This is a genomic window from Aquibium microcysteis (assembly GCF_014495845.1).
GTDB lineage: Bacteria > Pseudomonadota > Alphaproteobacteria > Rhizobiales > Rhizobiaceae > Aquibium > Aquibium microcysteis.
On record NZ_CP061080.1, the window covers coordinates 67,297 to 92,565 of the forward strand.

Genomic DNA, 25,269 nt, shown 5'->3' on the forward strand with positions numbered 1-25,269 from the left:
CGGACCGTTTCAAGTGCCCCGCGACGTCTCGCCCGATGAACTACGGAACCGGGCGCGGCCGGGTTTCGGTGTCGCCCGCTGTCCCGCTGACGCCGGTCAGCCTTCCAGAGCCCGGCCGATCGCCCGGAACAGGGCGATCGTCTCGGCCTCGCGGTAGGAGCTCTCGTCGTTCGTGAGGCCGTAGCGGTGGTTGGCCGACAGTTTGGCGATGACGAGGTCGCGCCGCGGGTCGACATAGACGAACTGGTTGTAGACCCCGATCGCGGAAAATTCGCCGTCGTCGCCCGGCAGCCACCACTGGTAGCCATAGCTGAAGATCGTGCCGGCGAGCTCCCCGGCGCCGGCCTTCAGGTGCGGCGCGTCGGCCGTCACCGAATCGCGCACCCAGGTTTCGGGCACGATCTGCCGGCCGTTCCACGATCCGCCCAGACGGTAGAGCTCGCCGAGCTTGGCATAGTCGCGCGCGGTTGCGTTGAGCCCGCCGAAGGCCATCTCCATGCCGGTCGAATCGACGAGCCAGTGGCCGGGGTCCTGCATGCCGAGCGGGTGCCAGAGACGCGCCTCGACATAGTCGCGGATCGTCTCCCCCGTCACCGCTTTCAGCAGCATGCCGAGAACCTGCGTGTCGGTGGAATTGTAGAGATTGTAGGTCCCGGGTGCCCGCTCGCGCACCAGCGTCGCCGCGAAGTCGTTGAACGAGCCGCCCTGCGCGAAGATCGAGATGAAGCGGCTGATGTCGGACTGCGGATCCGAATAGTCCTCGTTCCAGCGCGCGCCCGACGACATCTGAAGCACGTCCTTGATCCGCGCGCCGTCATAGGCCGAGCCCCTGAGCTCGGGCAGGTAGTCGACGATGCCTTCTTCGACGGAGCCGAAGCCGCCCTCGGCCTGCGCGATGCCGAGCGCGGCCGAAACGAAGCTCTTGGCCACCGACATCGACACCCAGGTCACCGACGGGCCGCCGGTCAGCCGGTAGGCCTCGTGGCGCAGCCTTCCTCGGTGGATCACCATCAGCGCAGCCGTGTCGGTCTCGGCGAGAAAGGCCGCACTCTCCTTCTCCGCGCCCTCGAACCGGTAGGTCGCCGGCAGTTCCATCGCCGGTCCCGTCGGAAAGGGCCGCGGTTCCGGCGCCGGGCGCATCGTGGAGACCGGAAAGATCTGGTGCTGGCGGTCGAAACGCTCCTCCTGCCGTGCGCCCGAGAACAGGCTCTGCAAATACGCGACCCGGTCGTTCATCCCCGTCATTCCCCTCTCGTCGCCTTCATTCCCGCCGGCGGCATTGCGGCCCCTCAGCCGCGCCGCTGCAATATCTCCGCCGCCTCCGGCGCGAAATACGTCAGGATGCCGTCGCAGCCGGCGCGCTTGAAGGCGAGCAGCGTCTCCATCATCACCTTCTCGCCGTCGATCCAGCCGTTCGCGGCGGCCGCCTTGACCATCGAGTACTCGCCCGACACCTGGTAGGCGAAGGTCGGCAGGCCGAGTTCGTCCTTCAGCCGCCGGATGATGTCGAGATAGGGCAGGCCGGGCTTGACCATCAGCATGTCGGCGCCCTCGTCGACGTCCTGCTCGGCCTCCCGCACCGCTTCTTCCGAATTGGCGTGGTCGATGTAGTAGGTCTTCTTGTCGCCCTTGAGCAGGCCGGCCGTGCCGATCGCCTCGCGATAGGGGCCGTAGAAGGCGGACGCGAACTTCGTCGCGTAGGACATGATCGCGACGTCGTGGAAGCCGGCGTCGTCGAGCGCGTCGCGGATGGCGCCGATGCGCCCGTCCATCATGTCGGACGGCGCGACGATGTCGGCCCCGGCCGCGGCCTGCAGCACCGCCGCCTGCGCGATCTGCGCCACGGTCTCGTCGTTGACGATGATGCCGTCGCGCAGGATGCCGTCATGGCCGTGGCTGGTGAAGGGATCGAGCGCGGCGTCGGTGATGATGCCGATCTGCGGGACGGCCGCCTTGATGGCGCGCGACGCCCGGTTGAGCAGATTGTCGGGGTTGAGGATTTCCGAGCCGGTCTGGTCGCGCAGCGAATGATCCACGTTCGGGAAGGTGGCGATCGCCGGCACGCCCAGCCGCGCCGCCTTCTCGACTTCCTGGACGGCGATGTCGATGGTCATGCGGAAGACGCCGGGCATGGCGTCGATGGGCTCGCGCCGATTCTCGCCGTCGATCACGAAGATCGGCCAGATCAGGTCGTCGACGGTGAGCCTGTTCTCCTGAACCAGCCGGCGCGACCAGTCGGCCTTGCGCATGCGCCGCATCCGCCGCGAGCCCGTGATCTCGTCCACCGAACGGGCCGCCGGACCGGCCCCGCGAAAGATCCTGTTCATGACGGTCCCTCCGAGATTCCGCAACGCCGCGCTGCGCGCGGCGCCCTTCGATCGCCACACCGCCGCCGTGCATTCGCCGGCATTGACGCTACGACCAACCCTGCTTAAGCCTCGTGACGGGATTTAGGAAGGGCCGCAGATGGATTTCGGAGGAGGCCAGGAGATCCGCTTCGAGCAGCGGGGGCGGGCGGGCATCGTGACGATGACGCGCCCGAAGGCGCTCAATGCGGTGACCCACGACATGGTGCGGGCGCTGTCGCGCGCGCTGGACGCCTGGGCGAAGGATGATTCGGTCGACCTCGTCGTGATCATGGGCGAGGGCCGCGCCTTCTGCGCCGGCGGCGACATCCTCAAGGTCTATGAGGCAGGCAAGGCCGGGACGCCGCTCTACGGCTTCTTCGCCGACGAATACCGGCTGAACGCCGCCATCGCGCGGTTCCCCAAGCCCTACGTCGCACTGGTCGACGGCATCGTCATGGGCGGCGGCGTCGGCGTGTCGGTGCATGGCAGCCACCGCGTCTTCACCGAGAACGCCGTCTTCGCCATGCCCGAGGTGGGCATCGGCTTCTTTCCGGACGTCGGCGGCAGCTATTTCCTGCCGCGCCTGAAGGGCAGCTTCGGCGCCTATCTGGCGCTCACCGGCAACCGCATCCGCCGTGGCGACGCGCTCTGGTGCGGGATCGCGACGCATGCCGCCCAGGCCGGCGACCTGCCGGCTCTCCTCGACGAGCTTTGCGAGACGGGCGATGCCGACGCCGCCTGCGCGCGCCTTTCGGTGGAGGCGCCGCGCGAGACGAGCGATGCCGCCGCCACCACGATCGGCCGGCATTTCTCGCTGGAGCGGATGGAGGACGTGGTCGCCAGCCTCGGGCAGGCGGCCGATCGGGGCGACGAGACGGCGCGCGAGGCGCTGGCCACGATCCGGACCCGGTCGCCCACGAGCCTCTTCGTCACGCTGCGGCAGATCCTCGACGGCGGCATGCTCGACATGGACGAGTGCATGCGCATGGAGTTCCGCATCCTCAGCCGGATGCTGGCCGGCCATGACTTCTACGAGGGCATCCGCGCCGTGCTGATCGACAAGGGCTCGACGCCCTCCTGGAGTCCGGCGCGGATCGAGGACGTCGATCCCGCCGCGATCGAGGCCTATTTCGCACCGCTGACCGACGGAGAGCTCGCGGTTTGACGCAGGATGGCATCAAGGCATCGGTCCTGCAGCCGGCGCTGGTCGAAAGCCTCTTCGCCGCCTTCCAGCGCATCGTGGCGGCCTACTGCCTGCTGTTCGGCGTGTTCTACTGGATCCGGCTGATCGGCTATTTCCCCGGCCCGCTCTGGCGCTTCGACACCATGCCGGTCGAGTGGCAGATCGCATCCGTCACGCTGGCCGCGCTCTATCCGGTCGCCGGCATCGGCCTGTGGATGACGGCCTCGTGGGGACCTGTCATCTGGTTCATCTGCGCCGCCGTGGAGATCGTCATGTACGGGGTGATGGGAGGCGTCTTCGGCAGCCGCTGGATGCTCGTCGCATCCTACGTCATGATCGCGCTGCTCTATGTCGGCTTCCGCACCGCGCTCGTGTGGCATGCGCGACAGGCCAGGAAGTAGCGGAACGTTAACCGCGGCAGGCGGGCGAAGGAACGAAAGTACTCGTTAATCCTGACGTTTAAGTCGAATTTTAGGTGTGCTCGATAGAGTGGGGCCAAGGTGAGAGAAAAAAATACTCGCCAGGCGTCAAACGAGAGGCACGACCATGATCAACTCCCGACAGGCTCCCAAGCCCGTCCCGGCACCGGACGATCGCAAGGAAGCCATCCGCTCGCTCTACCTCGAGGCCCTGCAACTGGTCGAGCGGCTGCACCGCCGGCTGCTCGACGTCATCAAGGACGAGTTCGAGCGCAACGGCCGCTCCGACATCAACGCGATCCAGGCGCTGCTGCTGTTCAACATCGGCAACTCCGAGCTGACGGCGGGCGAACTGCGCACCCGCGGCTACTATCTCGGCTCGAATGTCTCGTACAACCTGAAGAAGCTCGTCGACCTCGGCTTCATCAATCACCAGCGCTCGCGCATCGACCGCCGCTCGGTCCGCATCAGCCTGACGCCGAAGGGCCAGGACATCGCCGAGATCGTGGCGGGCCTCTACGACCGCCACATCGGCTCGATCGAGCAGGTGGGCGGCATCAACGTCGACGAGTTCCGCGCCATGAACAAGGCGCTGCTGCGCCTCGACCGCTTCTGGAACGACACCATCGCCTATCGGATGTAGCGCGCGGCGAGCGGTCGATGCGCGCGGGGCGGAACCCGGTTGACCGGCGATCGGACCCACCGCGCCGGGACTTCACCGGTTCGTGTGCAGCCTGAGCCATGTTGCGGCCATATTCGGATGGTCATGCCTGAACGGTCGACCGCCGCATCCTGCGGTCGCGTGCGAGGCATGGTTGGTGCTTTCTTAACGGACCTTGCCTATCGTCGAGACCCGTCCGCCGCGGAAGCCCGCGTTCCAGAATGAGGCCGTTTGCCCGATGAAGACTGACCGTCGTTCCTTCCTGACCGGTGCCGGCGCGGTTGCCGCCACCCTGGCGTCCGGCTCGGCCCAGGCGCAGGACCTCATCCGCGATCTCATCCTGTCGCCGCGCCGCGGCAACTGGGACGACCAGTTCGACGCCCGTGCGACCGAGGGCGGCCGCGTGGCGACCAGCCTGCCGATCTTCAGCCCCGAGACCGTGACCTATGTCGAGATGGCCATCGGCCAGTACAGCGGGATCGTCGCGCAGGGCGGCTGGCCGGTTGTTCCGGCGACCAAGAAGCTGCGCCTCGGCGTCGTCGATCCGGACGTGGAGTTCCTGCGCCGCCGCCTGATGATCTCGGGCGACCTGTCCACCAGCGCCGGCATCTCGCCCGCCTTCGATTCCTACGTGGACGCGGCCGTCAAGCGCTTCCAGCTGCGCCACGGGCTGCCGTCCGACGGCGTCATGGGCGAGTATTCCTACGCGGCGATGAACGTCTCGGCGCCGGTGCGCCTCGGCCAGCTCGAGACCAATCTCGTGCGCTTGCGCGCCATGTCGGGCTTCCTCGGCGACCGCTACGTGATGGTCAACATCCCGGCCGCCCAGATCGAGGCCGTCGAGGCCGGCCGCGTCGTGCTGCGCCACACCGCCATCGTCGGCAAGATCGACCGCCAGACGCCGATCCTCAATTCCAAGATCAACGAGGTCATCGTCAACCCGTTCTGGAACGCGCCCGAATCGATCGTCCGCAAGGACATCATTCCGCTGATGCGCAAGAACCCGAACTATCTGACCGAGAACAACATCCGTATCCTCGGCCCGCAGGGCGAGGTCGATCCGATGAGCATCGACTGGAACACCGAAGAGGCGGCCAAGCTGCACTTCCGGCAGGATCCGGGCAGGATCAACGCGATGGCATCGGTGAAGATCAACTTCCCCAACCCGCATGCCGTCTACATGCACGATACGCCGCAGCAGAGCCTGTTCAACCAGATCGAGCGCTTCCATTCCTCGGGCTGCGTGCGCGTTCAGAACGTCCGCGACCTGGTGACCTGGCTGCTGCGCGACACGCCGGGCTGGGACCGTCAGCGCTTCGAGCAGACCATCAAGAGCGGCGAGAGCACGCCGGTCGCGCTCACGGCGCCGGTGCCGGTCTATTTCACCTACGTCTCCGCCTGGTCGACCGGCGACCGCGTCGTGCATTTCCGCAACGACATCTACGGCCGCGACGGCGTCGACGAACTGATGATCTCCGCGGCTCTCTGAGCCCCGCCGGACCGCGACGAACGAGGAGGGCCGCCTGCGCGCGGCCCTTCTTTCGTTGCTGCGTCCCGCGCCGGCCGGGACCGACGATCTGCCGCATTCGGGACAACGGATTTCGCACCCTCCCGCGTGGCGGCAGCTAGGGCGATGTGATATTGCGCCCGCAACCGCAACCACCGTCCGAGGAAGGATGCCCATGGCCACCGCGACCGCCGCCAAGACGTTCGAGGAGAACCCCTTCAACCTGCCGCTCGAAGAGGCCGATCCGGAAATCTTCGGCGCCATCGGCAAGGAACTCGGTCGCCAGCGCCACGAGATCGAGCTGATCGCCTCGGAAAACATCGTCAGCCGCGCCGTTCTGGAGGCGCAGGGCTCGGTGATGACCAACAAATATGCCGAGGGCTATCCGGGCAAGCGCTATTATGGCGGCTGCCAGTTCGTCGACATCGCCGAGGATCTCGCCATCGAGCGGGCGAAGAAGCTCTTCGACTGCGGCTTCGCCAACGTCCAGCCGAATTCGGGATCGCAGATGAACCAGGCGGTGTTCCTGGCGATGCTGCAGCCGGGCGACACCTTCATGGGCCTCGACCTGAATTCGGGCGGCCACCTGACGCACGGCTCGCCGGTCAACATGTCGGGCAAGTGGTTCAACGTCGTCTCCTACGGCGTGCGCCGCGACGACCACCAGATCGACATGGACGAAGTCGAGCGTCTCGCCCACCAGCACAAGCCGAAGCTGATCATCGGCGGCGGCACGGCCTATTCGCGCATCTGGGACTGGAAGCGCTTCCGCGAGATCGCCGATTCGGTCGGCGCGATCTTCATGGTCGACATGGCCCACATCGCCGGCCTGGTGGCGGGCGGCGCGCATCCCTCGCCGCTGCCGCATGCCCACGTCGTCACCTCGACCACGCACAAGTCGCTTCGCGGCCCGCGCGGCGGCCTGATCCTCACAAACCACGAGGACATCGCCAAGAAGGTCAACTCGGCCGTGTTCCCGGGCCTGCAGGGCGGTCCGCTGATGCACGTCATCGCCGCCAAGGCGGTGGCCTTCGGCGAGGCGCTGCGGCCCGACTTCAAGGCCTATGCCCATGCCGTCGTCGCCAATGCGCGCACGCTGGCGGCGAGCCTCAAGGAGACCGGCCTCGACATCGTCTCGGGCGGCACCGACAACCACTCGATGCTGGTCGACCTGCGCCCGAAGAACGCCACCGGCAAGCGCGCCGAGGCGGCCCTCGGCCGCGCCAACATCACCTGCAACAAGAACGGCATCCCCTTCGATCCGGAAAAGCCCTTCGTCACGTCGGGCATCCGCCTGGGCACCCCGGCCGGCACCACGCGCGGCTTCGGTCAGGCCGAGTTCGCCGAGATCGGCCGGCTGATCGCGGAGGTGATGGACGGACTGAAGGCGGCCAATTCCGACGAGGGCAACGCGGCGGTGGAAGCCGCAGTGAAGCAGAAGGTGATCGCGCTGACCGACCGCTTCCCGCTGTATCCCTTCATGGGGTGAATGCGCGCGGCGGCCTTCCGCCTGAGAAGGCCGCCCGCTTTGACCAGAGCGTGCAGGGCGAGGCGGAACGAACGCGCCGTGCTCCGGTTCGGCGACGCTTCGCGGCGATCCGGAATCATCCGCGATTCCCGCTCCGACGGTGGGGATGAGCCAGCGACGCTCGCCCAACCACGCCCCAGGCGTGGTCCCGGAACCCCGATTCTGTGTCCGCCGGCGGCTTCGCGCAGCAGCGGAGAGGGACGCCCGAACGGTCGCTTTGCGCGCGCCAGCCGAATCCCGTAAGCCTTGCGCGTCCGAACGAACGTGACAGGTCTGCCATGCGCTGCCCCTACTGCCAGTCCGAAGACACCCAGGTGAAGGATTCGCGTCCGGCCGAGGACGGCGCGGCGATCCGCAGACGACGGGTCTGCCCGGACTGCGGCGGACGGTTCACGACCTTCGAGCGCGTCCAGCTGCGCGACCTCGTGGTGACGAAGAAGTCGGGCCGGCGCACGCCCTTCGACCGCGACAAGCTGGAGCGGTCGGTTCAGACGGCGCTGCGCAAGCGCCAGATCGATCCGCAGCGCGTCGAGCGCATGATCTCGGGCATCGTGCGCCAGCTGGAGAGTTCCGGCGAGAGCGAGGTCTCGTCCAGCACCATCGGCCGCCTGGTCATGGAGGGTCTGAAGAACATCGACGAGGTGGCCTATGTCCGCTTCGCCTCGGTCTATCAGGACTTCCAGAAGGCGGAAGACTTCGAGGGATTCCTGCGCGAGATGGACCGCCAGGACTGACCCCCGCGTCTCCGGCCCGGCCGCGAATCTCGCCATCGGAAATCTCGCCGTCGCGCAGGCCGCAGGTCGGAGCAGCCTTGCGGCGCGCCCGGCCGCCGGCGCAGGGGAATGCGCCTCGTCGCGATCCGCGGCGCGGCTCCGCCAGACTGAACGCCGCGACGCCACGGTCTCCCGCCATGCTTCACCATTCCCGACCGTCGCGCCGCGCCCCCCGCACCGAGGCGATCCCGGCCTCGGAAATCGCTGTCCTCATTATGCGTTCAAAAGGCAAAATTTCGAGAGGCGCCCCTCGCAAAGATGCTTTTCATGAATACAAAATCATGAAATAGTACCTTCATGTCAGAGGGAGTGCGTTTGCATGCGCAAGGTGCCGGGCCACGGCCGGACGCTGTCCTATTATGATTTCGGCCACACGACGGTCTATGCGTCGCGCTTCGACCAGCGTTTCGCCTACTGCGCCTACGTCCCGCAGGACTATGACGAGGATGGCGACCGGACCTACCCGCTTGCGGTCATCGTGCACGGCACGGAGCGCGGCATGCAGCGCTACCGCGATGCCTTCGCCGATTTCGCCGAGGCGCATGGCGTGATCGTGCTGTGCCCGCTGTTCCCGACCGGCATCTGCTTCCCCGGGGATCTCTCGAGCTACAAGGCGCTGCGGTACGGCGACCTGCACTACGACGCTGTGCTGCTCGACATGGTGGAAGAGATGCGCGAGCGCTACCGCATCGCCGGCGACCGGGTGATGATGTACGGCTTCTCCGGCGGCGGCCATTTCACCCACCGCTTCCTCTATCTGCATCCCGAGCGGCTGCTCGCGGCCTCCATCGGCGCGCCCGGCGTGGTGACCCTGCTCGACTTCGAGCACGACTGGTGGGTCGGGCTGCGCAATTTCGAGGCGCTGTTCGGCAAGCCGGTCGACGTCGAGGCCATGCGCAAGGTCGCGGTGCAGGCCGTCATCGGCGCCGCCGACACCGAGACCTGGGAGATCACCATCACGCCCGACGACGCCTGGTGGATGCCGGGTGCGGACCTCGCCGGCGCCAACCGCAACGACCGCATCCGCGCCCTGAAGCAGAGCCTCGAGGCGCAGGGCATTCCCGTGCGGCTCGACGTCGAGCCCGGCGTCGCCCACGACGACCGCACGCTGCTCAAGCACGTCAAGGCCTTCTTCGCCGAGACGCTGGCGGCGTCGCGTCCCGCCTGAATCATCGCACGGGCTCCGCCAGACGAGCCCGGCACGGCCTGACCAAGAACGGGAACACGAGACAAGGGAACTCAGACGATGGGAAGACTGACGATTTCATCCTTGCTGGCCGGTGCAGCACTGCTGGTGGCTGCCCCGGTCCTGGCGCAGGAACCGGTCAAGGGCGGAACGCTCACGGTGCGCATGAACGCCGACATCCGCGGCACCGACGGCCTGAACCGCGACGCCAACACCGACACGGTGCTGCACCACATCTTCGAGACGCTGGTCGGATTCCGCGACGACCTGTCGATCGGACCGGTGCTGGCGCAGTCCTGGACGGTGTCGGACGACGGCCGCGCCTACTCCTTCACGCTACGCGAGGGCGCGACCTACCATGACGGGTCGCCGGTGAGGTCGGCCGACGTGAAAACCATCTGGGACTGGCGGGTCTCCAGGGGCAAGGACTGGTTCTGCAATCCCTTCTTCGACGGCAGCCAGGGGCTGAAGGTCGAGGCGGTGGAGACGCCTGACGACCGCACCGTGGTGTTCCGCATCAACGAGCCCAACGCGCTGTTCCTGGCACAGCTCGCCAACGTCCAGTGCAACGGCTGGATCGCCAGCCCGAAGAACATCGCCGCCGACGGCACCTGGATCGCCGGCTCCGCGATCGGCAGCGGCTCCTTCAAGCTGGGGACCTGGGAAAAGGGCCAGTTCGTCCGGCTGGAGCGCTACGACGGCTACGCGCCGCTGGCGGAAGCCGCGAGCGGTCTCGCCGGCGACCGGACGGCCTATGTGGATGCGGTCGACTTCCGGATCATTCCCGACACGTCGGCAGCCGAGACGGCGCTGTTCGCCGGCGAAGTCGACGTGCTTCCCGGGTTGGAATCGAGCCGTATCGAGGAGGCCAAGGGGCGCGGCATCACGGTCTCGACCACGCCCGGCCTCTCCTGGACGCCGATCCTGCTGCAGACCAGCGATCCGCTGCTGTCCAACGTGACGATGCGCCGGGCGCTGGCGCATGCGGTGGATTTCGGCCAGATCGCCACGGTCCGTACCAGCGGGCTGGCGCAGGCCAATCCTTCGGCCGTCGCGCAGGCGAGCGCCTTCTTCGACGACGATTTCCTCGCCTGGCCGGACTACGACCCGGAGAAGGCCAAGGCTCTGCTCGCCGAGGCCGGCTACAAGGGCGAGCCGGTCAAGATCCAGACCAACACCCGCTACCAGGGCATGTACGAGAACTCGATCCTGCTGCAGGCCATGCTGCAGGCAGCCGGCATCAATGCCGAACTCGAGGTGCTCGACTGGGCCGCGCAGCTCGACAACTATCTCGCCGGCAAGTTCCAGATCCAGTCCTTCGGCTATTCGGCCCGCCTCGATCCCTCCCAGCTCTACGGCATCCTGATCGGCGACAAGGCCAAGACGCCGACGCGGCAGTGGCAGAACGACGAGGCTTCCAGGCTCTACATCGAGACCACGAAGACGACGGATTTCGCGGCGCGCAAGGCCCTGTTCAAGCAGATCCATGCGCTGATGGCGGCGGACGTGCCGATCCTCGGGCTCTACTACGAGCCGGTCATCGACGCGGTGGCGCCCGGCGTGCAGGGCTACGCGGCCTGGCCGGCCGACAAGACCCGCGCCTGGGGCGTGTGGAAGACGAAGTAGGCCGTCCGAGGACGGCAGTCGAGGACAGGGGCCGCAGGCATCACGCCTGCGGCTTCGACGTCTGTCCGGCTGCACATCCTTTGCCTGCTGCCGGCCGAAAGCACGTGCGACATCGCACCGCCGTCATCCTCGGGCTTGTCCCGAGGATCTGCGACTCCCGCCCCGTTGGCGCTTCGGAGTGCTCCATGCATTGGCAAGATCGCCCGAACTGCAGGACGCGGGCAGATCCTCGGGACAAGCCCGAGGATGACGGCGTTGGAGCTGTTGTGGCGGCCTCGGCCTTGTCACCCGATCAGCCGCACGGCGTCGCCGACCCGCAATTCGCCTGCGGCCTCCACCGCGCACAGCACGCCGAAGCCGCCCTCGCCATGGCGGGCGATCTGGTGCAGCACCGCCGGCTCGAAGGCGAGTTCGCCCTGTGCGAGCGAGGTGAAGGCGCAGCGCGCGCAGGGCTCGGAGACGGCGAGCGTGAGGTCGCCGATGGCGAGGCGTCTGCCGACCCAGCCATGCTCGACGAAGCCGGCGAGCGAGGGCGTGGTGTCGACGACGAGGTTGGGGCGGAAGCGGCGGGGGTCCACCTGCGCCGGATCGGAAAGCAGGTCGCCGAGCGCCCGCATCGAGGCGGTCGTCAGCACGTGCAGGTCGGCGCGCCCGTAGCGCGGCGTCACATGGTCCGCGCGCTCGGTGCCGAAGGGCGCGTGCGGGCGCAGGGCGGCGGGGAAGCCGAGGAAGTCCGAGACCAGCGTGTCGGCCGCCGGGCTGCCGGCGTCGAGCCAGGGTCCGTCGCCCTGGCGCAGCTGCGGGCCGTCGGCGCCCAGCCGCGAGGCGAGGTTCGGCACCGGCCGCCAGTGCCGCCGCGTCTCCGGGCCGGCCACGGAGCCATCGCGCAGGTCGACGATGCCCCAGAGCCGGTCGCCGACCAGGCCGCCCGCCGCCACCGATGCCGCGTCGAGGCGCTCGCCGCCGGTCGAGCTGACCGGATAGCGCCATAATTCGCTGATTTCGCCGATCACGGTCATGCCGGGCTCCCCTGGTCCAAGGCGATCATGCCTGCTGCGCGACGGCGTGGCCATCGCTCGTGAAGCGCCTGTCCAGCAGCATGGCCGCGTCGAGCAGGCGGCGGGTATAGGGGTGGGCGGGCGCGTCGAACACCGCGTCGCGGTCGCCGAGTTCGACGATGCGGCCGTCCTCCATCACCGCGACGCGGTCGGCGACCTGTTCCACCGCGCCGAGATCGTGCGAGACGAAGAGACAGGCGAAGCCGTAGCGTGCCTGCAGCGACCGGATCAGCAGCAGGATCTGCTTCTGCACCGTCATGTCGAGTGCCGAAACCGGCTCGTCGGCCACCACGAAGGCCGGGCGGCGCACGATGGCGCGGGCGATCGCCACGCGCTGGCGCTGGCCGCCGGAGAGCTGGTGCGGCAGCCGCCCCAGGAAATCGAGCGGCAGCCCGACTTCGCCGAACACCTCCTCCACCCGGGCGCGCCGCGCGGCGCGGGTGAGGCCTCGGTCGAGCTTCAGCGGCTCCTCGACGATCGAGCCGATGCGCTGGCGCGGGTCGAGCGAGGAATAGGGGTCCTGGAAGACGATCTGCATGTCGCGGCGCTGGCGCCGGGCCATCGCGCCGTGCCCCTTCGCGATCGGTTCGCCGCGGAAGCGGATGGTGCCGGCGGAGGGCTGGACGAGACCGACGATGGCGCGGCCGAGCGTGGTCTTGCCCGAGCCGGAGGCGCCGACCAGCGCCAGCGTCTCGCCGCGCCGCACGACGAGGTCGACGCCGTGCACGGCGCGCTTCGCTTCGGTGCGGCCGAACAGGCGCGCGCGGCCGGGATAGTCGATGACGACGCCTTCGAGCTCGACCAGCGGCTCGGGAGAGACGGCGCCGCGGTCGCCGCCTGCCGCGCGGCGCGGCAGGGCATCGACCAGCTTGCGCGTATAGTCGTGACGGGGCTCGCGCAGCACCGCTCGGCTCGGACCCTGCTCCACCGCCTTGCCCGCGCGCATGACGACGACGTCGCGCACGTAATGCGACACCATGCCGAGGTCGTGGCTGATCAGAAGCACGGCGGTGCCCTTCTCGCGGGTCAGCTCCACCATCAGGTCGAGCACGTCGCGCTGCACCAGCGTGTCGAGCGCGGTGGTCGGCTCGTCGGCGATCAGCAGCTTCGGTTCGAGCAGCATGACGGAGGCGAGCATGATGCGCTGGCGCATGCCGCCGGAGAATTCGTGCGGGTGGGCCGACAGGCACCGCGCGGGGTGCTGGATGCGGATGCGCTCCAGCATGGCGAGCGACCGGTCGCGGATTTCGGCCGCGCCCATCGCGCGGTGCAGCCGCAGGCCCTCGGCCATCTGCTCGCCGATGGTCATGGCCGGGTTCAGCGACACCATCGGCTCCTGGAACACCATGCCGATCTCGCCGCCGCGCACCGCCCTGAGCGCGGCCGGTTCGAGGCGGGTCAGGTCGCGGCCGTCGAAGGCAATGACGCTCTGCGGCGTCGTCACGAGGGGTGGGGGCAGGAGGCCGAGCACGGCGCGCGCGGCCATGGTCTTGCCGGAGCCGGATTCGCCGACCAGCGCCAGCATCTCGCCGGCCTCGAGGCGGAAGGCCAGCCCGTCGACCACGCGGGCGCCGCCGGGGCCGACTTCCACCGAGAGGTCCTTGACGTCGAGCATGGGTCCCGCCTCCGCCAGCCTCGCCTCCTATGTCTTCATCTTCGGATCGAGCCAGTCGCGCACGGCGTCGCCCAGCATGTTGACGCCGAGCAGGGTGATCGAGATGCACAGGCCCGGCAGCACGATCAGGTGCGGCGCCTGGTTGATGTAGGGCCGCGCGGTGGCCAGCATGTTGCCCCAGCTCGGCGCCGGGGGCGGTACGCCGAGACCGAGGAAGGACAGCGCGCTCTCCGACAGGATGATCCAGCCGAACATGGTGGTGGCGAGCACGGTGACGGGCGCCACGCAGTTGGGCAGCACGTGGCGCAGCATGGTGACGAGTTCCGAATTGCCCGTCACCCGCGAGGCCTCGACGAATTCGCGCTCGCGCACGGAGAGCACGGTCGCGCGTACCACGCGCACCACCACCGGCATGTAGGCGAGACCGAGCGCCACGATGATGCCGTTTCGGCTGGCGCCGAACACCGCCATGAAGCCGAGCGCCAGAAGCAGGCCGGGGAAGGCCAGGAAGGCGTCGTTGACCATCATCAGGATGCGGTCGGTCCAGCCGCGCAGGTAGCCGGCGGCGACGCCGACGGCGGTGCCGGTGACGAGCGCGAAGGCGACGGTGGCGAGCGCGATCCAGGCGCTGGTGCGGGCGCCGACGATGAGGCGGCTCGCCACGTCGCGGCCGAATTCGTCGGCGCCGAGCCAGTGCTGCGCGGTGAAGCCGCTCATCCGTGCCGGCAAGTCGAGCTTCAGCGGATCGTAGGGCGCGATGAAGGGGCCGAACAGCGCAAGCAGCGCCAGCAGAACCACCACCGTGCCGCCGAACAGCGCGTTGAGGCGCAGGCGCGGCAGGCGGCGGGCGCCGGCGATCATGCCGTCACCCGCGGGTCGAGCAGCGGGTAGACCAGGTCGACCGCGAGGTTCACCAGCACGTACATGAAGGCGATATAGAGCATGCAGCCCTGCACAACGGGATAGTCGCGGGCATAGATGCCGTCGACCAGCATGCGGCCGAGGCCGGGAATGGTGAACACCGTCTCGATGACGGCGATGTTGGCGAGCAGGCTGCCGAGGATCAGGCCGATCAGCGTCCAGGTCGGGGCGAACGCGTTGCGGAAGGCGTGGCGCCACATGACGGCCGCCTCCGACAGGCCCTTGGCGCGGGCATGGGTGATGTATTCGAGGCGCGCCACCTCGATGGTCGAGGCCCGCGCCATGCGGGCGATGGAACCGGATTCGGCGAGCACCAGGGTCGCGACCGGCAGGATGAGCGCGAGCGCCGCCAGCCCCGGGTCGCGGCTGAAGGGCACGTAGCCGACGATCGGCAGCCAGCCGAGCCACAGCCCGAAGACCAGCAGCAGCATGAGCCCGAGCCAGAAGCTCGGGATCGACAGGAGCACGGTGGCGATGCCGATGACGGCGAGGTCGGTGCCCTTGTTCTGCCGCCAGGCGGCGATCATCCCGGCCGGAACGGCGACCAGCGTGGCGAGCAGGATGGCGGCGAAGACGATCGTGGCCGAGACGGTGAAGCGGTCCCAGATCTCCGGCAGCACCGGATCGCCGGTGGCGATCGACCGGCCGAAATCGCCGGTCATGACGTCGCCGAGCCACAAGAGGTACTGCACGGCGACCGGCCGATCGAGACCCATCTCCTCGCGCAGCGCCTCCACCTGGCCGGGCTGGGCGAGGTCGCCCAGCATCAAGGCGGCCGGGTCGCCCGGGATCATCCGCATCAGCGCAAAGACGGTGAGCGACACGATCAGCAGCGTGGGGATCGCGCTCAGGATGCGGGTGAGGATGAAGCGTCCCATCGGCAGGCCTTGCCCTTCCTCAGGCGGCGCGTTCGGTCGCGCGGACGTCCATGGTCAGGTCGTAGCGGGTGAATGTGCGGTTGACGGCCGGCAGTGGCGCGATCTCCATGACGCCCTGCGCCGGAGTCATGACGATCATCGCCACGGTGGCCGACAGGTTGCCTCCTTCCTTGCGCAGTGGCGGCCGGCAGACGCAGAAGGGCGAGCCGAAATCGTCGAACAGCGCCGCCTTCAGGTCGTCGACGACGACGTCGCCCTGGCGCGCCCGCAGCAGCATCTCGACGCGCTTGTCGCGGTAGAGGCTGTCGGGCACGTCGGCGAGCCCGGTCTCGCGCAGCTTCGACAGCGCGACCGCGCTCTGCCAATGGTTGGCGTGGACGATCATGCCGCGGTCGGGATGGATCGCGAAGGCCTCGTCGGGCGCGCATTCGAGATCGACGGCATAGCCTTCGGCGGTGCTGAGCATCATGTTGTTGGAGCCCGATTTGGGCGTCGTCGCCACCACCTTCAGCGCCAGGGCGAAATGTCGTGCCTCCAGCGCGCGGCGGCGGATGAAGGGCAGGGGGATGCCGAGCTCGCGGTAGTCGCGGTCGGATTCGAGGTAGTTGGCGGTGATCGCGATGCCGGCCGAATTGAAGCCGCTGCGGGCGAGGCCGCCGGCCTCGGTGAAGGTCAGGAGGTCCGGCCCGTCGTCGCGCAGGATGCGCACCACCACCGAAGTCTCGGCGCATTCGGCCCGCCAGTCCCAGTTCTGGCCGTGGATCAGGTCGCCGTCGCGGGTCTCGCCCGGCAGCACCACGGCGCCGGTGCAGCCGTCGGGCTCGTCGTCGGCGATGCCCTTCTCGCGGCGGGCGAGCTGCAGCACCTCGGTGCGGGCATTGACCAGCATGATGGCGGCGAAGTCGACGCCGGCACCCTCGGCGATGCCCTCCATTTCCTCGACGAGGTCGGGGGCGAAAGCGGTGAGCCGCGGCCGGAAGGCCGCCGTGAAGCGGTCGATTTCGGGTTTGGCGAAGCCCAGCCGGCCGAGGCTGCCCGCGTAGAGATCGACCGAGGCTGCGATCCGCTGCCGTGCCTGTTCGCCGTAGAGGCGGCCGCGCGCGCGCGGTGCGCCGGAAATCTCGACGAGGGGAAACGGGGTGACGGTCATGGGCTGCTTCCGACTGCGTTTGTGTACACCTTAGTGCATTATGAGCGCATGAAAAGCATTATTTTCACCCGAAGACGCTTAGGCAATGTCTTGCGATGCTTCTATAGTGGCGCATGGATGGTATGGCTGCGACACGGGAGGCTGGGCCGATGGACAGCGAGACGGAGGAGGACCTCGGGGCCGACGGCGCCAGTCCGCTGCAGATCGATCTCGCCCGGCGAATCCTGCAGCGCCTGCGCGACGGCGGTGCCGCGGTCGGCGCCCGCGTCTCGGCGCCGGAACTCGCGCGCAGCTTCGGCGTGTCGCGCTCGCCGGTGAGCGCTGCCCTCGACCTGCTCGTCGCCCGCGGCGTGCTCGCGCCGATGGAGACGCGCGGTCTCCAGGTGGCGCAGGATCTCGCCGCGATCGATCCCGAGACGGTGCTGCCGACGTCGCCGCACGAGGCGCTCTACCGGCAGATGATGCGGGAGCGCGCGCGCGGAGAACTGCCGCAGGAGGTGTCGGAGGCCGAGCTGATGCCGCGCTACAACCTGCCGCGCGGCGCGGTGCGCAAGCTTCTGCTGCGCTTTGCCGCCGAGGGGCTGGCGCAACGGCTGCCCGGCCATGGCTGGCGCTTCGCCGAATCGCTGGAAGGCGAGGACGCCTACCGCGAGAGCTACGAGTTCCGCATGGTCGTGGAATGCGCCGGGCTCAGGGCGCCGGGTTTCCACGCCGATCCGGCGCAACTCGCGCCGATCCGCCGGGCGCATGAGCGGGTGCTCGCCGACAGCGGCCGCAGCACCGGCGCCGACGAGTGGTTCCGCATCAACTCCGCCTTCCACGAGACGCTGGCGGCCTGCTCGGGCAACCGCTTCCTCGCCGACGCCGTCCGCCAGCAGAACAATCTGCGCCGGATGCAGGAATCGGCGGGCTACGAGGAACTGCCGCCCGGCCGCATCGAGCAGTCCTGCCGCGAGCACGTGGCGATCCTCGACGCGGTCGAGGCGGGCGACGTGGAATGGGCGGAAGCCCTGCTGCGCCAGCACCTGCGCCAGGCGGCGGATTTCAGCCTGCCGCGCCGCTGAACCGCGCAGGCCCGATCCGACGGCTGCGCTGGCGCTTCCCTGGCGGCACCGGCCTGGGCTATGGCAGGCGCCATGAGCACGACAGACGAAGACAGCCGCTTCATGGCCGCCGCGATCAGACTGGCCCGCCGCAACCTCGGCCGCACGGGGACCAACCCGTCCGTCGGCTGCGTGATCGTGCGCGACGGCATGGTCGTGGGGCGCGGCGTCACGGCGCCGGGCGGACGCCCGCACGCCGAGCCCGTCGCGCTGGCAGAGGCCGGCGAACTGGCCAGAGGCGCCACCGCCTACGTGACGCTCGAACCCTGCGCCCACCACGGCGCCACGCCGCCCTGCGCGCGCACGCTGATCACGGCGGGCATCGCGCGGGTGGTGACGGCGGTGGTCGACCCGGACGAGCGGGTGAACTCGAAGGGCCATGCGATGCTGCGCGCGGCCGGCGTTGCCGTCGAGACCGGGCTCATGGAGGCCGAGGCCAGGCACGGCCTCGCGTCATACCTCGTTCACAAGAGCCTGCGCCGGCCCTTCGTCACGCTGAAGCTCGCCGTCTCGCCCGACGGGCTGCTCGGAGTGCGCGACGAACGGCAGGTGGCGATCACCGGCGCCGAGGCGCGCGCGCAGGTCCACCTGATGCGCGCCGAACACCATGCGATCCTGATCGGCGCGGGCACGGCGATCGAGGACGATCCGGAACTCACCTGCCGCCTGGCAGGGCTGGCGGACCAGTCCCGGCTGCGCATCGTGCTGGACGCGAATTCGCGGCTCCATGCCGGGCTGAAGCTCGTCGCCACCGCGCGTGACGTGCCGCTGCTGGTGGCAGGACCTGCCAATCCCGCGCTCGCCGACAGCGGTGCGGAGTTTCTCGCCTGCGAGTTCGACGACGGGCGGATCGCGCTTCCCGAACTGCTCGAGGATCTCGGCGCGCGCGGCGTCCAGAGCGTCATGGTCGAAGGCGGCGCTCGGGTCGCGGCGGCCTTCCTGGAGGCCGGGCTGGTGGACCGGATCGTGCTCTTCGTCGGCGCGCGGCCGGTGGGCGCCGGCATCGATCCGGCGCGCCATGTCATCTCGCCGATCGGCCCGGACACGCGTCCGCAGGGCTTCATGTTGACAGCGACGGAGGCTTTCGGCGAAGACCGCTCGTTCATCTTCGACAGGGCCTGACCATGTTCACGGGTATCATCACCGACGTCGGCACCGTCGCCGAGAAGCGCCCACTCAACGAGGGCGTGCGGTTCCGCGTCGAGACCGCCTACGATCCGGCGACCATCGCCATCGGCGCCTCGATTGCCTGTTCGGGCGTGTGCCTGACCGTCGTGTCGCTGCCGCCGGAAGGCTCCAATGCGCGCTGGTTCGAAGTCGAGGCCTGGGAAGAGGCGCTGCGGCTGACCACGGTCGCCGAGTGGCAGGTCGGCACCCGCATCAACACCGAGCGCGCGTTGAAGATCGGCGACGAACTGGGCGGGCACATCGTCTCGGGCCATGCCGACGGCAAGGCGGCCATCGTGGCCCGCAAGGAGGAGGGAGACGCGGTGCGTTTCACCCTGGAGGCGCCGGCCGAACTCGCCCGCTTCATCGCGCCGAAGGGCTCGGTGGCGCTCGACGGCACCTCGTTGACGGTCAACAGGGTCGAGGGACGCCGATTCGACGTGCTCCTCATCCAGCACTCCCTGTCCGTCACGACATGGGGCGCGCGGCAGGTGGGCGATGCGGTGAACCTCGAGGTGGACACCATGGCCCGATATGCGGCGCGGCTGGCGGAGGCCGACCGGGAACCGGCCTGAACACCCGCCGCGGCGGCGGACGAAGCCGAGGACGGGAGGGAGACCGGCGATGCGGATCCTGTCGCTCAACGCCTGGGGCGGTCGGGTCTTCGAGCCGCTGCTGCCTTTTCTGGCGGCCGTCGACGCCGACGTGCTCTGCCTCCAGGAGGTCGTGCGCACGCCCGGTGCCGGAATCGGCTGGCTGAGCTATAGGGGCGACGGCGACGAGCTGCCGCAGCGGGCAAACCTCTACGACGAGATCCGCGCAACCTTTCCCGGCCACGACTCGTGTTTCTTCCCGTCGGCACGTGGCGTGCTGCACGGCCATGGCGGCGTGCTGCACGCCCCCGACGGCGGACTGCACGAGGATGACGGCGCCTTTTCGTCCGAGTTCGGCCTCGCGACCTGCACGCGCCGCTCCCTGCCGGTGATCGGGCAGGCGCTCGACTTCGTCCACGGTTCCTTCTCGCCCGACGGATGGGGCGCGCATCCGCGTCCGCGCAACGCCCATGGCGTCCGGCTCTTCGACGAAGCGACAGGCGAGGTCATCTGCGTGGTGCACCTGCACGGGCTGCGCGAACTGTCCGGCAAGGGCGACACGCCGCACCGGCGCGCGCAGGCCCACGCGCTGGTCCGGCTGATCCGGCGCATCTGGAACGAGGGCGAACGACTGGTCGTCTGCGGCGACTTCAACCTGCTGCCGGGCAGCGAGACCTTCGCCATCCTCGGCAGGCTCGGCCTCACCGATCTCGTCACGACGCGGGGTTTCACGGACACGCGGACCTCGTTCTACGGCAAGGACAGCCGCTTCGCGGACTATCTGCTGGTGACGCCGAACGTCGACGTCCGCCGCTTCGACGTCGTCGCGAGCCCCGAAGTATCGGATCATCGGCCGCTGCTGCTCGACATCGGCTGACCGGCGCGGCGAAGTCGCACCGGCCGAGGGCGCAAATGGCTTGCGGCGCGACGCCGATCGGCATAAGTCACCGAGGATCCGGAGACAGACATGGCATCCACGACGCATCAGGGCTCGGCTTTCCTTCGGCCCGAGGGAAAGACCCATCTTCTCATCATCGAGGCGCGCTTCTACGACGACCTCGCCGACGCGCTGCTCGACGGCGCCAGGGCGGCGCTCGACGAGGCCGGGGCAACCTACGACGTCGTCACCGTGCCGGGGGCGCTGGAGATTCCCGGCGTCATCACCTTCGCCCTCGACGGCGCGGAGGAGGGCGGCACGAGCTATGACGGCTTCGTGGCGCTCGGCACCGTGATCCGCGGCGAGACCTATCATTTCGAGATCGTCGCCAATGAATCCAGCCGCAAGCTGATGGACCTCGCCGTCGCTGAATCGCTGGCGATCGGCAACGGGATCCTGACCACCGAGAACGAGGCGCAGGCCTGGGCCCGGGCGCGCCGCAGCGAAGGCGACAAGGGCGGATTCGCCGCGCGCGCCGCGCTGACCATGATCGCGCTGCGCGACAAGCTCGGAGCCTGAGGCGTGGCACCGGAAGGAAAGCCGACCCCGGGCGGGCCGCGCCAGGCCAACAAGCGCGGTGCGGCGCGTCTGGCGGCCGTACAGGCGCTCTATCAGATGGACGTCGCCGGAAGCGGGCTCCTGGAGATCACCGCTGAGTACGAGTCCTTCCGGCTCGGCAAGGAGATCGACGGCGCGCTCTATCTGGAGTCCGACCCGCAATGGTTCCGCGCGATCCTGGCCGGCGTGGTCGAGAACCAGAAGGTGGTCGACCCGTTGATCCGCCAGGCGCTGACGGAGGACTGGCCGCTGTCGCGGCTCGATTCGACGCTGCGGGCCATCCTTCGCGCCGGCGTCTACGAGCTCATGGAGCGCAAGGACGTTCCCATCGCCGTGATCGTGTCCGAATATGTCGACATCGCCAAGGCCTTCTACGAGGAGGAGGAGCCGAAGCTCGTGAACGCGGTGCTCGACCGCGTCTCGCGTCGCATCCGCGGCGAGGGCCGGGGCAGGGACGCATCGTGATCGAAGGGCTGGCAGCGCGGGAGAAGGAGGCGCGGCGCACCGCCATCATCCTCGCATGCGCCAGCGCCATCGTCGGTGCGGCGGCACCGATCTCCATCTCCACCGGCGGTCTCGCCGGCCACTATCTGCTGGACGCCGACAAGTCGCTCGCGACCGCACCGGTGACCGCCTACAACGTCGGCGTCGCGCTCGGCGCTCTGCCGCTGGCCATGATCGTGCGCCGCTTCGGCCAGCGCAACGGCTTCATCGGCGGCACGCTGGCGACGGCGGCGGGCGGGGCACTGGCCGCCTTCGCCCTGTTCCGCGGCGACTTCTGGCTGTTCGCCGTCGGGCTGCTCGTCGTCGGTTTCGGCGGCGCCTCCGTGCAGCAATATCGTTTCGCGGCCGCCGACAACGCGCCGTCCACCTACAAGGGCAAGGCGATCTCGACCGTGCTGACCGGCGGTGTGGTCATGGCGGTGGTCGGGCCGCAGGTGGTGATCTTCTCGCGCGAACTGTTCGCGCCTGTGATGTTCGCCGGGTCCTATGTCGCGATCATCGTATTGGCGGCGATCGGCGCCGTCATCCTGTCCTTCCTGCGCCTGCACGACCGGCAGGCCCGGCCGGTCGTGGAATCGACGCTGCCGCCGCGCTCGACCCTGGAGATCTTCACCCAGCCGCGCTTCATGGTGGCCCTGCTCTGCGCCATCGGCAGCTACGCGCTGATGAGCTTCATGATGACGGGCGCGCCGATCGCCATGGTCGGCTGCGGCTTCTCGCCCGACGAGGCCGCGCTCGGGATCTCCTGGCACGTCATGGCAATGTTCGCGCCGAGCTTCTTTACCGGCCGGCTGGTGGCGCGCTTCGGCAAGGAGACGATCGTGGCGATCGGGCTGCTGCTTCTGGTCGCCTGTTCGGTCGTGGCTCTTTCGGGCATCGCGCTTTGGCAGTTCTGGACCGCGCTGATCCTGCTCGGCATCGGCTGGAACTTCGGCTTCATCGGCGCGACCGCGATGGTATCGGAGACCTACACCGACGCCGAGAAGGGCAAGGTGTCGGGCCTGCACGACTTTCTCCTGTTCGGCTCGGTCGCCTTCGGATCACTGATGGCGGGCGCAGTCTACAACAACTGGGGCTGGGATATGCTGGCCTGGATCACCTTCCCGGTCATCGCGCTCTGCCTCGGGTCGCTCTGCTGGCTGTGGCTGCTGACGCGCGGCAGCGTCCACCGCCCCGCCTGACGCAGCGGCGGTCGGGGACCCGACCTCGACCGGGTGCTGCCGGGCGGCACCGAAAGCCGCGCAAAACCATAACAAATCCTTGACGTTGCCTTGGCCGTTCCGGATAAAGCCGGACGCTGGGCGCAAACCGGTTCCTGCCGGTTCCGCCTGGTCACCCAAAGGCCCGGGGAGGGGTTCGTCGGGCCACCATTCGAGGAATTCCGCAATGACCATGCTCTATGTCGTCATACTCTGCGGCGTGCTGTCGGTCGTCTACGCCATCTGGGCGACGCAATCGGTCCTTGCGGCCGATCAGGGCAACGCACGCATGCAGGAGATCGCCGGCGCCATCCGCGAGGGTGCGCAGGCCTACCTGTCGCGCCAGTACACCACCATCGCCATCGTCGGCGTCGTCGTCTTTCTTCTCGCGTGGTGGCTGCTGTCCGGCCTCGCCGCGATCGGCTTCCTGATCGGCGCGATCCTGTCGGGTGTTGCCGGCTTCATCGGCATGCATGTCTCCGTGCGCGCCAACGTCCGCACCGCGCAGGCAGCCTCCAACAGCCTCGCCGCCGGTCTCGACATCGCCTTCAAGTCGGGCGCCATCACCGGCCTGCTCGTGGCCGGTCTGGCGCTGCTCGGCGTGGCCGTCTACTACTGGGTCCTGATCGGACCGATGGCGTTCGCCCCGAACGACCGGGCCGTCATCGACGCGCTCGTCTCGCTCGGCTTCGGCGCCTCCCTCATCTCCATCTTCGCCCGTCTCGGCGGCGGCATCTTCACAAAGGGTGCGGACGTCGGCGGTGACCTCGTCGGCAAGGTCGAGGCCGGTATCCCGGAGGATGATCCGCGCAACCCGGCGACCATCGCCGACAACGTCGGCGACAATGTCGGCGATTGCGCCGGCATGGCCGCCGACCTGTTCGAGACCTACGCCGTGACCGTGGTGGCCACCATGGTGCTCGGCGCGATCTTCTTCGGCGGTTCCGCCGTGCTCGGCAGCGTCATGATCTACCCGCTCGCGATCTGCGGCGCCTGCATCCTGACCTCCATCATCGGCACCTTCTTCGTGAAGCTCGGTTCCAACGGCTCGATCATGGGCGCCCTCTACAAGGGTCTCATCGTCACCGGTCTGCTGTCGATCGTCGGCCTCGGCGCGGCGACCTCGCTGACCATCGGCTGGGGCGACATCGGGGTGGGCGGCGGTGTCGCCATCACCGGCACCAACCTGTTCATCTGCGGCCTCGTCGGCCTCGTGGTGACCGGGCTGATCGTCGTCATCACCGAGTACTACACGGGCACCAACAAGCGCCCCGTCAACTCCATCGCCCAGGCGTCGGTGACCGGCCACGGCACCAACGTCATCCAGGGCCTGGCCGTCTCGCTCGAGTCGACCGCACTTCCGGCGATCGTCATCGTCGGCGGCATCATCGTCACCTTCCAGCTCGCCGGCCTGTTCGGCACCGCGATCGCCGTGACCACCATGCTCGGCCTCGCCGGCATGATCGTGGCGCTCGACGCCTTCGGACCGGTGACCGACAATGCCGGCGGCATCGCCGAGATGTCGGGCCTTCCCAAGGAAGTGCGCCAGTCGACCGACGCGCTCGACGCGGTCGGCAACACCACCAAGGCCGTGACCAAGGGCTACGCCATCGGCTCGGCCGGCCTCGGCGCGCTCGTGCTGTTCGCGGCCTACTCCTACGACCTCGAGTACTTCATCGCCAACGCCGCCACCTACCCCTACTTCGCAGGCATGGAGAACGTGTCGTTCTCGCTCTCCAACCCCTACGTCGTGGCGGGCCTGATCTTCGGCGGCCTGATCCCCTACCTGTTCGGCGGCATCGCCATGACGGCCGTCGGCCGTGCGGCGGGCTCGATCGTCGAGGAGGTGCGGCGGCAGTTCAAGGCCGACGCCGGCATCATGGCCGGGACGTCGAAGCCCGACTATGCCCGCGCGGTCGACATGCTGACCAAGGCGGCGATCAAGGAGATGATCATCCCCTCGCTGCTGCCGGTGCTGGCGCCGCTCGTCGTCTATTTCGGCGTGCTGCTGATCTCCGGCTCCAAGGCCTCGGCCTTCGCGGCGCTCGGCGCCTCGCTCCTCGGCGTCATCGTCAACGGCCTCTTCGTCGCCATTTCGATGACGTCCGGCGGCGGTGCCTGGGACAACGCCAAGAAGTCGTTCGAGGACGGGTTCGTCGACAAGGACGGCGTCAAGCACCTCAAGGGTTCCGATGCCCACAAGGCCTCGGTCACCGGCGACACCGTCGGCGATCCCTACAAGGACACTGCCGGCCCTGCCGTGAACCCGGCGATCAAGATCACCAACATCATGGCGCTCCTGCTGCTGGCCGTGCTCGCCCACAGCTGACCGGCAGGCCGGACGGACGACGAAAA

The 25,269-nt window shown here is 68.7% G+C and carries 23 protein-coding genes; 16 read left to right on the forward strand and 7 right to left on the reverse strand.

Translation table 11 applies throughout. From position 1 onward, the window contains the following. Window positions 1-96: 96 nt before the first annotated feature. Together IAI54_RS00300 and hemB are read right to left on the reverse strand one after the other, a co-directional pair. The gene (locus IAI54_RS00300) at window positions 97-1,236 is read right to left on the reverse strand and encodes a serine hydrolase domain-containing protein (RefSeq protein WP_187972949.1); all 1,140 of its coding nucleotides are present in this window, start codon (window positions 1,234-1,236) and stop codon (window positions 97-99) included. A 53-nt stretch (window positions 1,237-1,289) separates the two neighbouring features. Next, the gene (gene hemB, locus IAI54_RS00305) at window positions 1,290-2,327 is read right to left on the reverse strand and encodes a porphobilinogen synthase (protein WP_187970481.1); all 1,038 of its coding nucleotides are present in this window, start codon (window positions 2,325-2,327) and stop codon (window positions 1,290-1,292) included. A 139-nt stretch (window positions 2,328-2,466) separates the two neighbouring features. Between hemB and IAI54_RS00310 the strand changes: the two genes are divergently transcribed. The 8 genes from IAI54_RS00310 (at window position 2,467) to IAI54_RS00345 (ending at window position 11,231) form a co-directional block, all read left to right on the forward strand. Continuing rightward, a complete protein-coding gene (locus tag IAI54_RS00310; protein WP_187970482.1) occupies window positions 2,467-3,513 on the forward strand; it encodes an enoyl-CoA hydratase/isomerase family protein in 1,047 nt (348 codons plus the stop codon). Beyond that, window positions 3,510-3,932: a DUF6163 family protein gene (locus tag IAI54_RS00315; RefSeq protein ID WP_187970483.1), complete on the forward strand. Its 423-nt coding sequence runs from the start codon at window positions 3,510-3,512 to the stop codon at window positions 3,930-3,932. The genes IAI54_RS00310 and IAI54_RS00315 overlap by 4 nt, the downstream gene beginning before the upstream one ends. A 145-nt stretch (window positions 3,933-4,077) precedes the next feature. Next, window positions 4,078-4,593, forward strand: coding sequence for a transcriptional regulator LdtR (gene ldtR / locus IAI54_RS00320; RefSeq protein WP_187970484.1), 516 nt, complete (start codon window positions 4,078-4,080; stop codon window positions 4,591-4,593). Window positions 4,594-4,849: 256 nt separating this feature from the next. Continuing rightward, window positions 4,850-6,100 carry a L,D-transpeptidase family protein gene (locus tag IAI54_RS00325; protein ID WP_187970485.1) on the forward strand — a complete coding sequence of 417 codons (1,251 nt, stop codon included), beginning with the start codon at window positions 4,850-4,852 and terminating at the stop codon, window positions 6,098-6,100. A 193-nt stretch (window positions 6,101-6,293) separates the two neighbouring features. After that, on the forward strand, window positions 6,294-7,607 hold the full coding sequence (glyA, locus tag IAI54_RS00330) for a serine hydroxymethyltransferase (RefSeq protein ID WP_187970486.1): 1,314 nt from the start codon (window positions 6,294-6,296) through the stop codon (window positions 7,605-7,607). A gap of 317 nt (window positions 7,608-7,924) precedes the next feature. Further along, window positions 7,925-8,380 (forward strand): transcriptional regulator NrdR, encoded by a 456-nt coding sequence (gene nrdR / locus IAI54_RS00335; protein WP_187970487.1) that lies wholly within the window; start codon window positions 7,925-7,927, stop codon window positions 8,378-8,380. 358 nt (window positions 8,381-8,738) lie between these two features. After that, the gene (locus IAI54_RS00340; protein WP_187970488.1) at window positions 8,739-9,587 is read left to right on the forward strand and encodes an alpha/beta hydrolase; all 849 of its coding nucleotides are present in this window, start codon (window positions 8,739-8,741) and stop codon (window positions 9,585-9,587) included. A 78-nt stretch (window positions 9,588-9,665) separates the two neighbouring features. Then, a complete protein-coding gene (locus IAI54_RS00345; RefSeq protein WP_187970489.1) occupies window positions 9,666-11,231 on the forward strand; it encodes an ABC transporter substrate-binding protein in 1,566 nt (521 codons plus the stop codon). 284 nt (window positions 11,232-11,515) lie between these two features. Here IAI54_RS00345 and IAI54_RS00350 read toward each other — a convergent pair whose 3' ends face one another. The 5 genes from IAI54_RS00350 to IAI54_RS00370 are packed head-to-tail and all read right to left on the reverse strand — an operon-like array spanning window position 11,516 to window position 16,853. Further along, on the reverse strand, window positions 11,516-12,250 hold the full coding sequence (locus IAI54_RS00350) for an MOSC domain-containing protein (protein WP_187970490.1): 735 nt from the start codon (window positions 12,248-12,250) through the stop codon (window positions 11,516-11,518). A 25-nt stretch (window positions 12,251-12,275) separates the two neighbouring features. Beyond that, window positions 12,276-13,904, reverse strand: coding sequence for an ABC transporter ATP-binding protein (locus tag IAI54_RS00355; protein ID WP_187970491.1), 1,629 nt, complete (start codon window positions 13,902-13,904; stop codon window positions 12,276-12,278). A gap of 27 nt (window positions 13,905-13,931) precedes the next feature. Beyond that, window positions 13,932-14,744: an ABC transporter permease gene (locus IAI54_RS00360; protein ID WP_235679461.1), complete on the reverse strand. Its 813-nt coding sequence runs from the start codon at window positions 14,742-14,744 to the stop codon at window positions 13,932-13,934. Window positions 14,745-14,761: 17 nt separating this feature from the next. Continuing rightward, on the reverse strand, window positions 14,762-15,703 hold the full coding sequence (locus IAI54_RS00365; RefSeq protein WP_187970493.1) for an ABC transporter permease: 942 nt from the start codon (window positions 15,701-15,703) through the stop codon (window positions 14,762-14,764). Window positions 15,704-15,722: 19 nt separating this feature from the next. After that, window positions 15,723-16,853, reverse strand: coding sequence for a C45 family autoproteolytic acyltransferase/hydrolase (locus IAI54_RS00370; protein ID WP_187970494.1), 1,131 nt, complete (start codon window positions 16,851-16,853; stop codon window positions 15,723-15,725). A 149-nt stretch (window positions 16,854-17,002) separates the two neighbouring features. Between IAI54_RS00370 and IAI54_RS00375 the strand changes: the two genes are divergently transcribed. The 8 genes from IAI54_RS00375 to IAI54_RS00410 all read left to right on the forward strand — a co-directional run bounded on the left by IAI54_RS00375 (window position 17,003) and on the right by IAI54_RS00410 (window position 25,243). After that, the gene (locus IAI54_RS00375; protein WP_187970495.1) at window positions 17,003-17,917 is read left to right on the forward strand and encodes a GntR family transcriptional regulator; all 915 of its coding nucleotides are present in this window, start codon (window positions 17,003-17,005) and stop codon (window positions 17,915-17,917) included. Between the two features lie 72 nt (window positions 17,918-17,989). Beyond that, complete coding sequence (gene ribD / locus IAI54_RS00380; RefSeq protein WP_235679205.1) at window positions 17,990-19,078, forward strand: bifunctional diaminohydroxyphosphoribosylaminopyrimidine deaminase/5-amino-6-(5-phosphoribosylamino)uracil reductase RibD; 1,089 nt, start codon at window positions 17,990-17,992, stop codon at window positions 19,076-19,078. A 2-nt stretch (window positions 19,079-19,080) separates the two neighbouring features. After that, the gene (locus tag IAI54_RS00385; protein WP_187970497.1) at window positions 19,081-19,698 is read left to right on the forward strand and encodes a riboflavin synthase; all 618 of its coding nucleotides are present in this window, start codon (window positions 19,081-19,083) and stop codon (window positions 19,696-19,698) included. A gap of 49 nt (window positions 19,699-19,747) precedes the next feature. Further along, complete coding sequence (locus IAI54_RS00390; RefSeq protein ID WP_187970498.1) at window positions 19,748-20,593, forward strand: endonuclease/exonuclease/phosphatase family protein; 846 nt, start codon at window positions 19,748-19,750, stop codon at window positions 20,591-20,593. A 90-nt stretch (window positions 20,594-20,683) separates the two neighbouring features. Then, complete coding sequence (gene ribH / locus IAI54_RS00395) at window positions 20,684-21,172, forward strand: 6,7-dimethyl-8-ribityllumazine synthase (RefSeq protein ID WP_187970499.1); 489 nt, start codon at window positions 20,684-20,686, stop codon at window positions 21,170-21,172. Between the two features lie 96 nt (window positions 21,173-21,268). Then, window positions 21,269-21,676, forward strand: coding sequence for a transcription antitermination factor NusB (gene nusB / locus IAI54_RS00400; RefSeq protein WP_420838329.1), 408 nt, complete (start codon window positions 21,269-21,271; stop codon window positions 21,674-21,676). Beyond that, a complete protein-coding gene (locus IAI54_RS00405; RefSeq protein WP_235679206.1) occupies window positions 21,673-22,896 on the forward strand; it encodes an MFS transporter in 1,224 nt (407 codons plus the stop codon). The genes nusB and IAI54_RS00405 overlap by 4 nt, the downstream gene beginning before the upstream one ends. Before the next feature lie 205 nt (window positions 22,897-23,101). Further along, the gene (locus tag IAI54_RS00410; RefSeq protein WP_187970501.1) at window positions 23,102-25,243 is read left to right on the forward strand and encodes a sodium-translocating pyrophosphatase; all 2,142 of its coding nucleotides are present in this window, start codon (window positions 23,102-23,104) and stop codon (window positions 25,241-25,243) included. The last annotated feature ends 26 nt before the right edge of the window (window positions 25,244-25,269 follow it).

Excerpts from the sequence above, each read along its gene's own strand:
- IAI54_RS00300 (WP_187972949.1), bottom strand. The coding sequence starts at position 1,236 with ATGAACGACCGGGTCGCGTATTTGCAGAGCCTGTTCTCGGGCGCACGG.
- hemB (WP_187970481.1), bottom strand. The coding sequence starts at position 2,327 with ATGAACAGGATCTTTCGCGGGGCCGGTCCGGCGGCCCGTTCGGTGGAC.
- IAI54_RS00310 (WP_187970482.1), top strand. The coding sequence starts at position 2,467 with ATGGATTTCGGAGGAGGCCAGGAGATCCGCTTCGAGCAGCGGGGGCGG.
- ldtR (WP_187970484.1), top strand. The coding sequence starts at position 4,078 with ATGATCAACTCCCGACAGGCTCCCAAGCCCGTCCCGGCACCGGACGAT.
- IAI54_RS00325 (WP_187970485.1), top strand. The coding sequence starts at position 4,850 with ATGAAGACTGACCGTCGTTCCTTCCTGACCGGTGCCGGCGCGGTTGCC.
- glyA (WP_187970486.1), top strand. The coding sequence starts at position 6,294 with ATGGCCACCGCGACCGCCGCCAAGACGTTCGAGGAGAACCCCTTCAAC.
- nrdR (WP_187970487.1), top strand. The coding sequence starts at position 7,925 with ATGCGCTGCCCCTACTGCCAGTCCGAAGACACCCAGGTGAAGGATTCG.
- IAI54_RS00340 (WP_187970488.1), top strand. The coding sequence starts at position 8,739 with ATGCGCAAGGTGCCGGGCCACGGCCGGACGCTGTCCTATTATGATTTC.
- IAI54_RS00345 (WP_187970489.1), top strand. The coding sequence starts at position 9,666 with ATGGGAAGACTGACGATTTCATCCTTGCTGGCCGGTGCAGCACTGCTG.
- IAI54_RS00350 (WP_187970490.1), bottom strand. The coding sequence starts at position 12,250 with ATGACCGTGATCGGCGAAATCAGCGAATTATGGCGCTATCCGGTCAGC.
- IAI54_RS00355 (WP_187970491.1), bottom strand. The coding sequence starts at position 13,904 with ATGCTCGACGTCAAGGACCTCTCGGTGGAAGTCGGCCCCGGCGGCGCC.
- IAI54_RS00365 (WP_187970493.1), bottom strand. The coding sequence starts at position 15,703 with ATGGGACGCTTCATCCTCACCCGCATCCTGAGCGCGATCCCCACGCTG.
- IAI54_RS00370 (WP_187970494.1), bottom strand. The coding sequence starts at position 16,853 with ATGACCGTCACCCCGTTTCCCCTCGTCGAGATTTCCGGCGCACCGCGC.
- IAI54_RS00375 (WP_187970495.1), top strand. The coding sequence starts at position 17,003 with ATGGACAGCGAGACGGAGGAGGACCTCGGGGCCGACGGCGCCAGTCCG.
- ribD (WP_235679205.1), top strand. The coding sequence starts at position 17,990 with ATGAGCACGACAGACGAAGACAGCCGCTTCATGGCCGCCGCGATCAGA.
- IAI54_RS00385 (WP_187970497.1), top strand. The coding sequence starts at position 19,081 with ATGTTCACGGGTATCATCACCGACGTCGGCACCGTCGCCGAGAAGCGC.
- IAI54_RS00390 (WP_187970498.1), top strand. The coding sequence starts at position 19,748 with ATGCGGATCCTGTCGCTCAACGCCTGGGGCGGTCGGGTCTTCGAGCCG.
- ribH (WP_187970499.1), top strand. The coding sequence starts at position 20,684 with ATGGCATCCACGACGCATCAGGGCTCGGCTTTCCTTCGGCCCGAGGGA.
- nusB (WP_420838329.1), top strand. The coding sequence starts at position 21,269 with ATGGACGTCGCCGGAAGCGGGCTCCTGGAGATCACCGCTGAGTACGAG.
- IAI54_RS00410 (WP_187970501.1), top strand. The coding sequence starts at position 23,102 with ATGACCATGCTCTATGTCGTCATACTCTGCGGCGTGCTGTCGGTCGTC.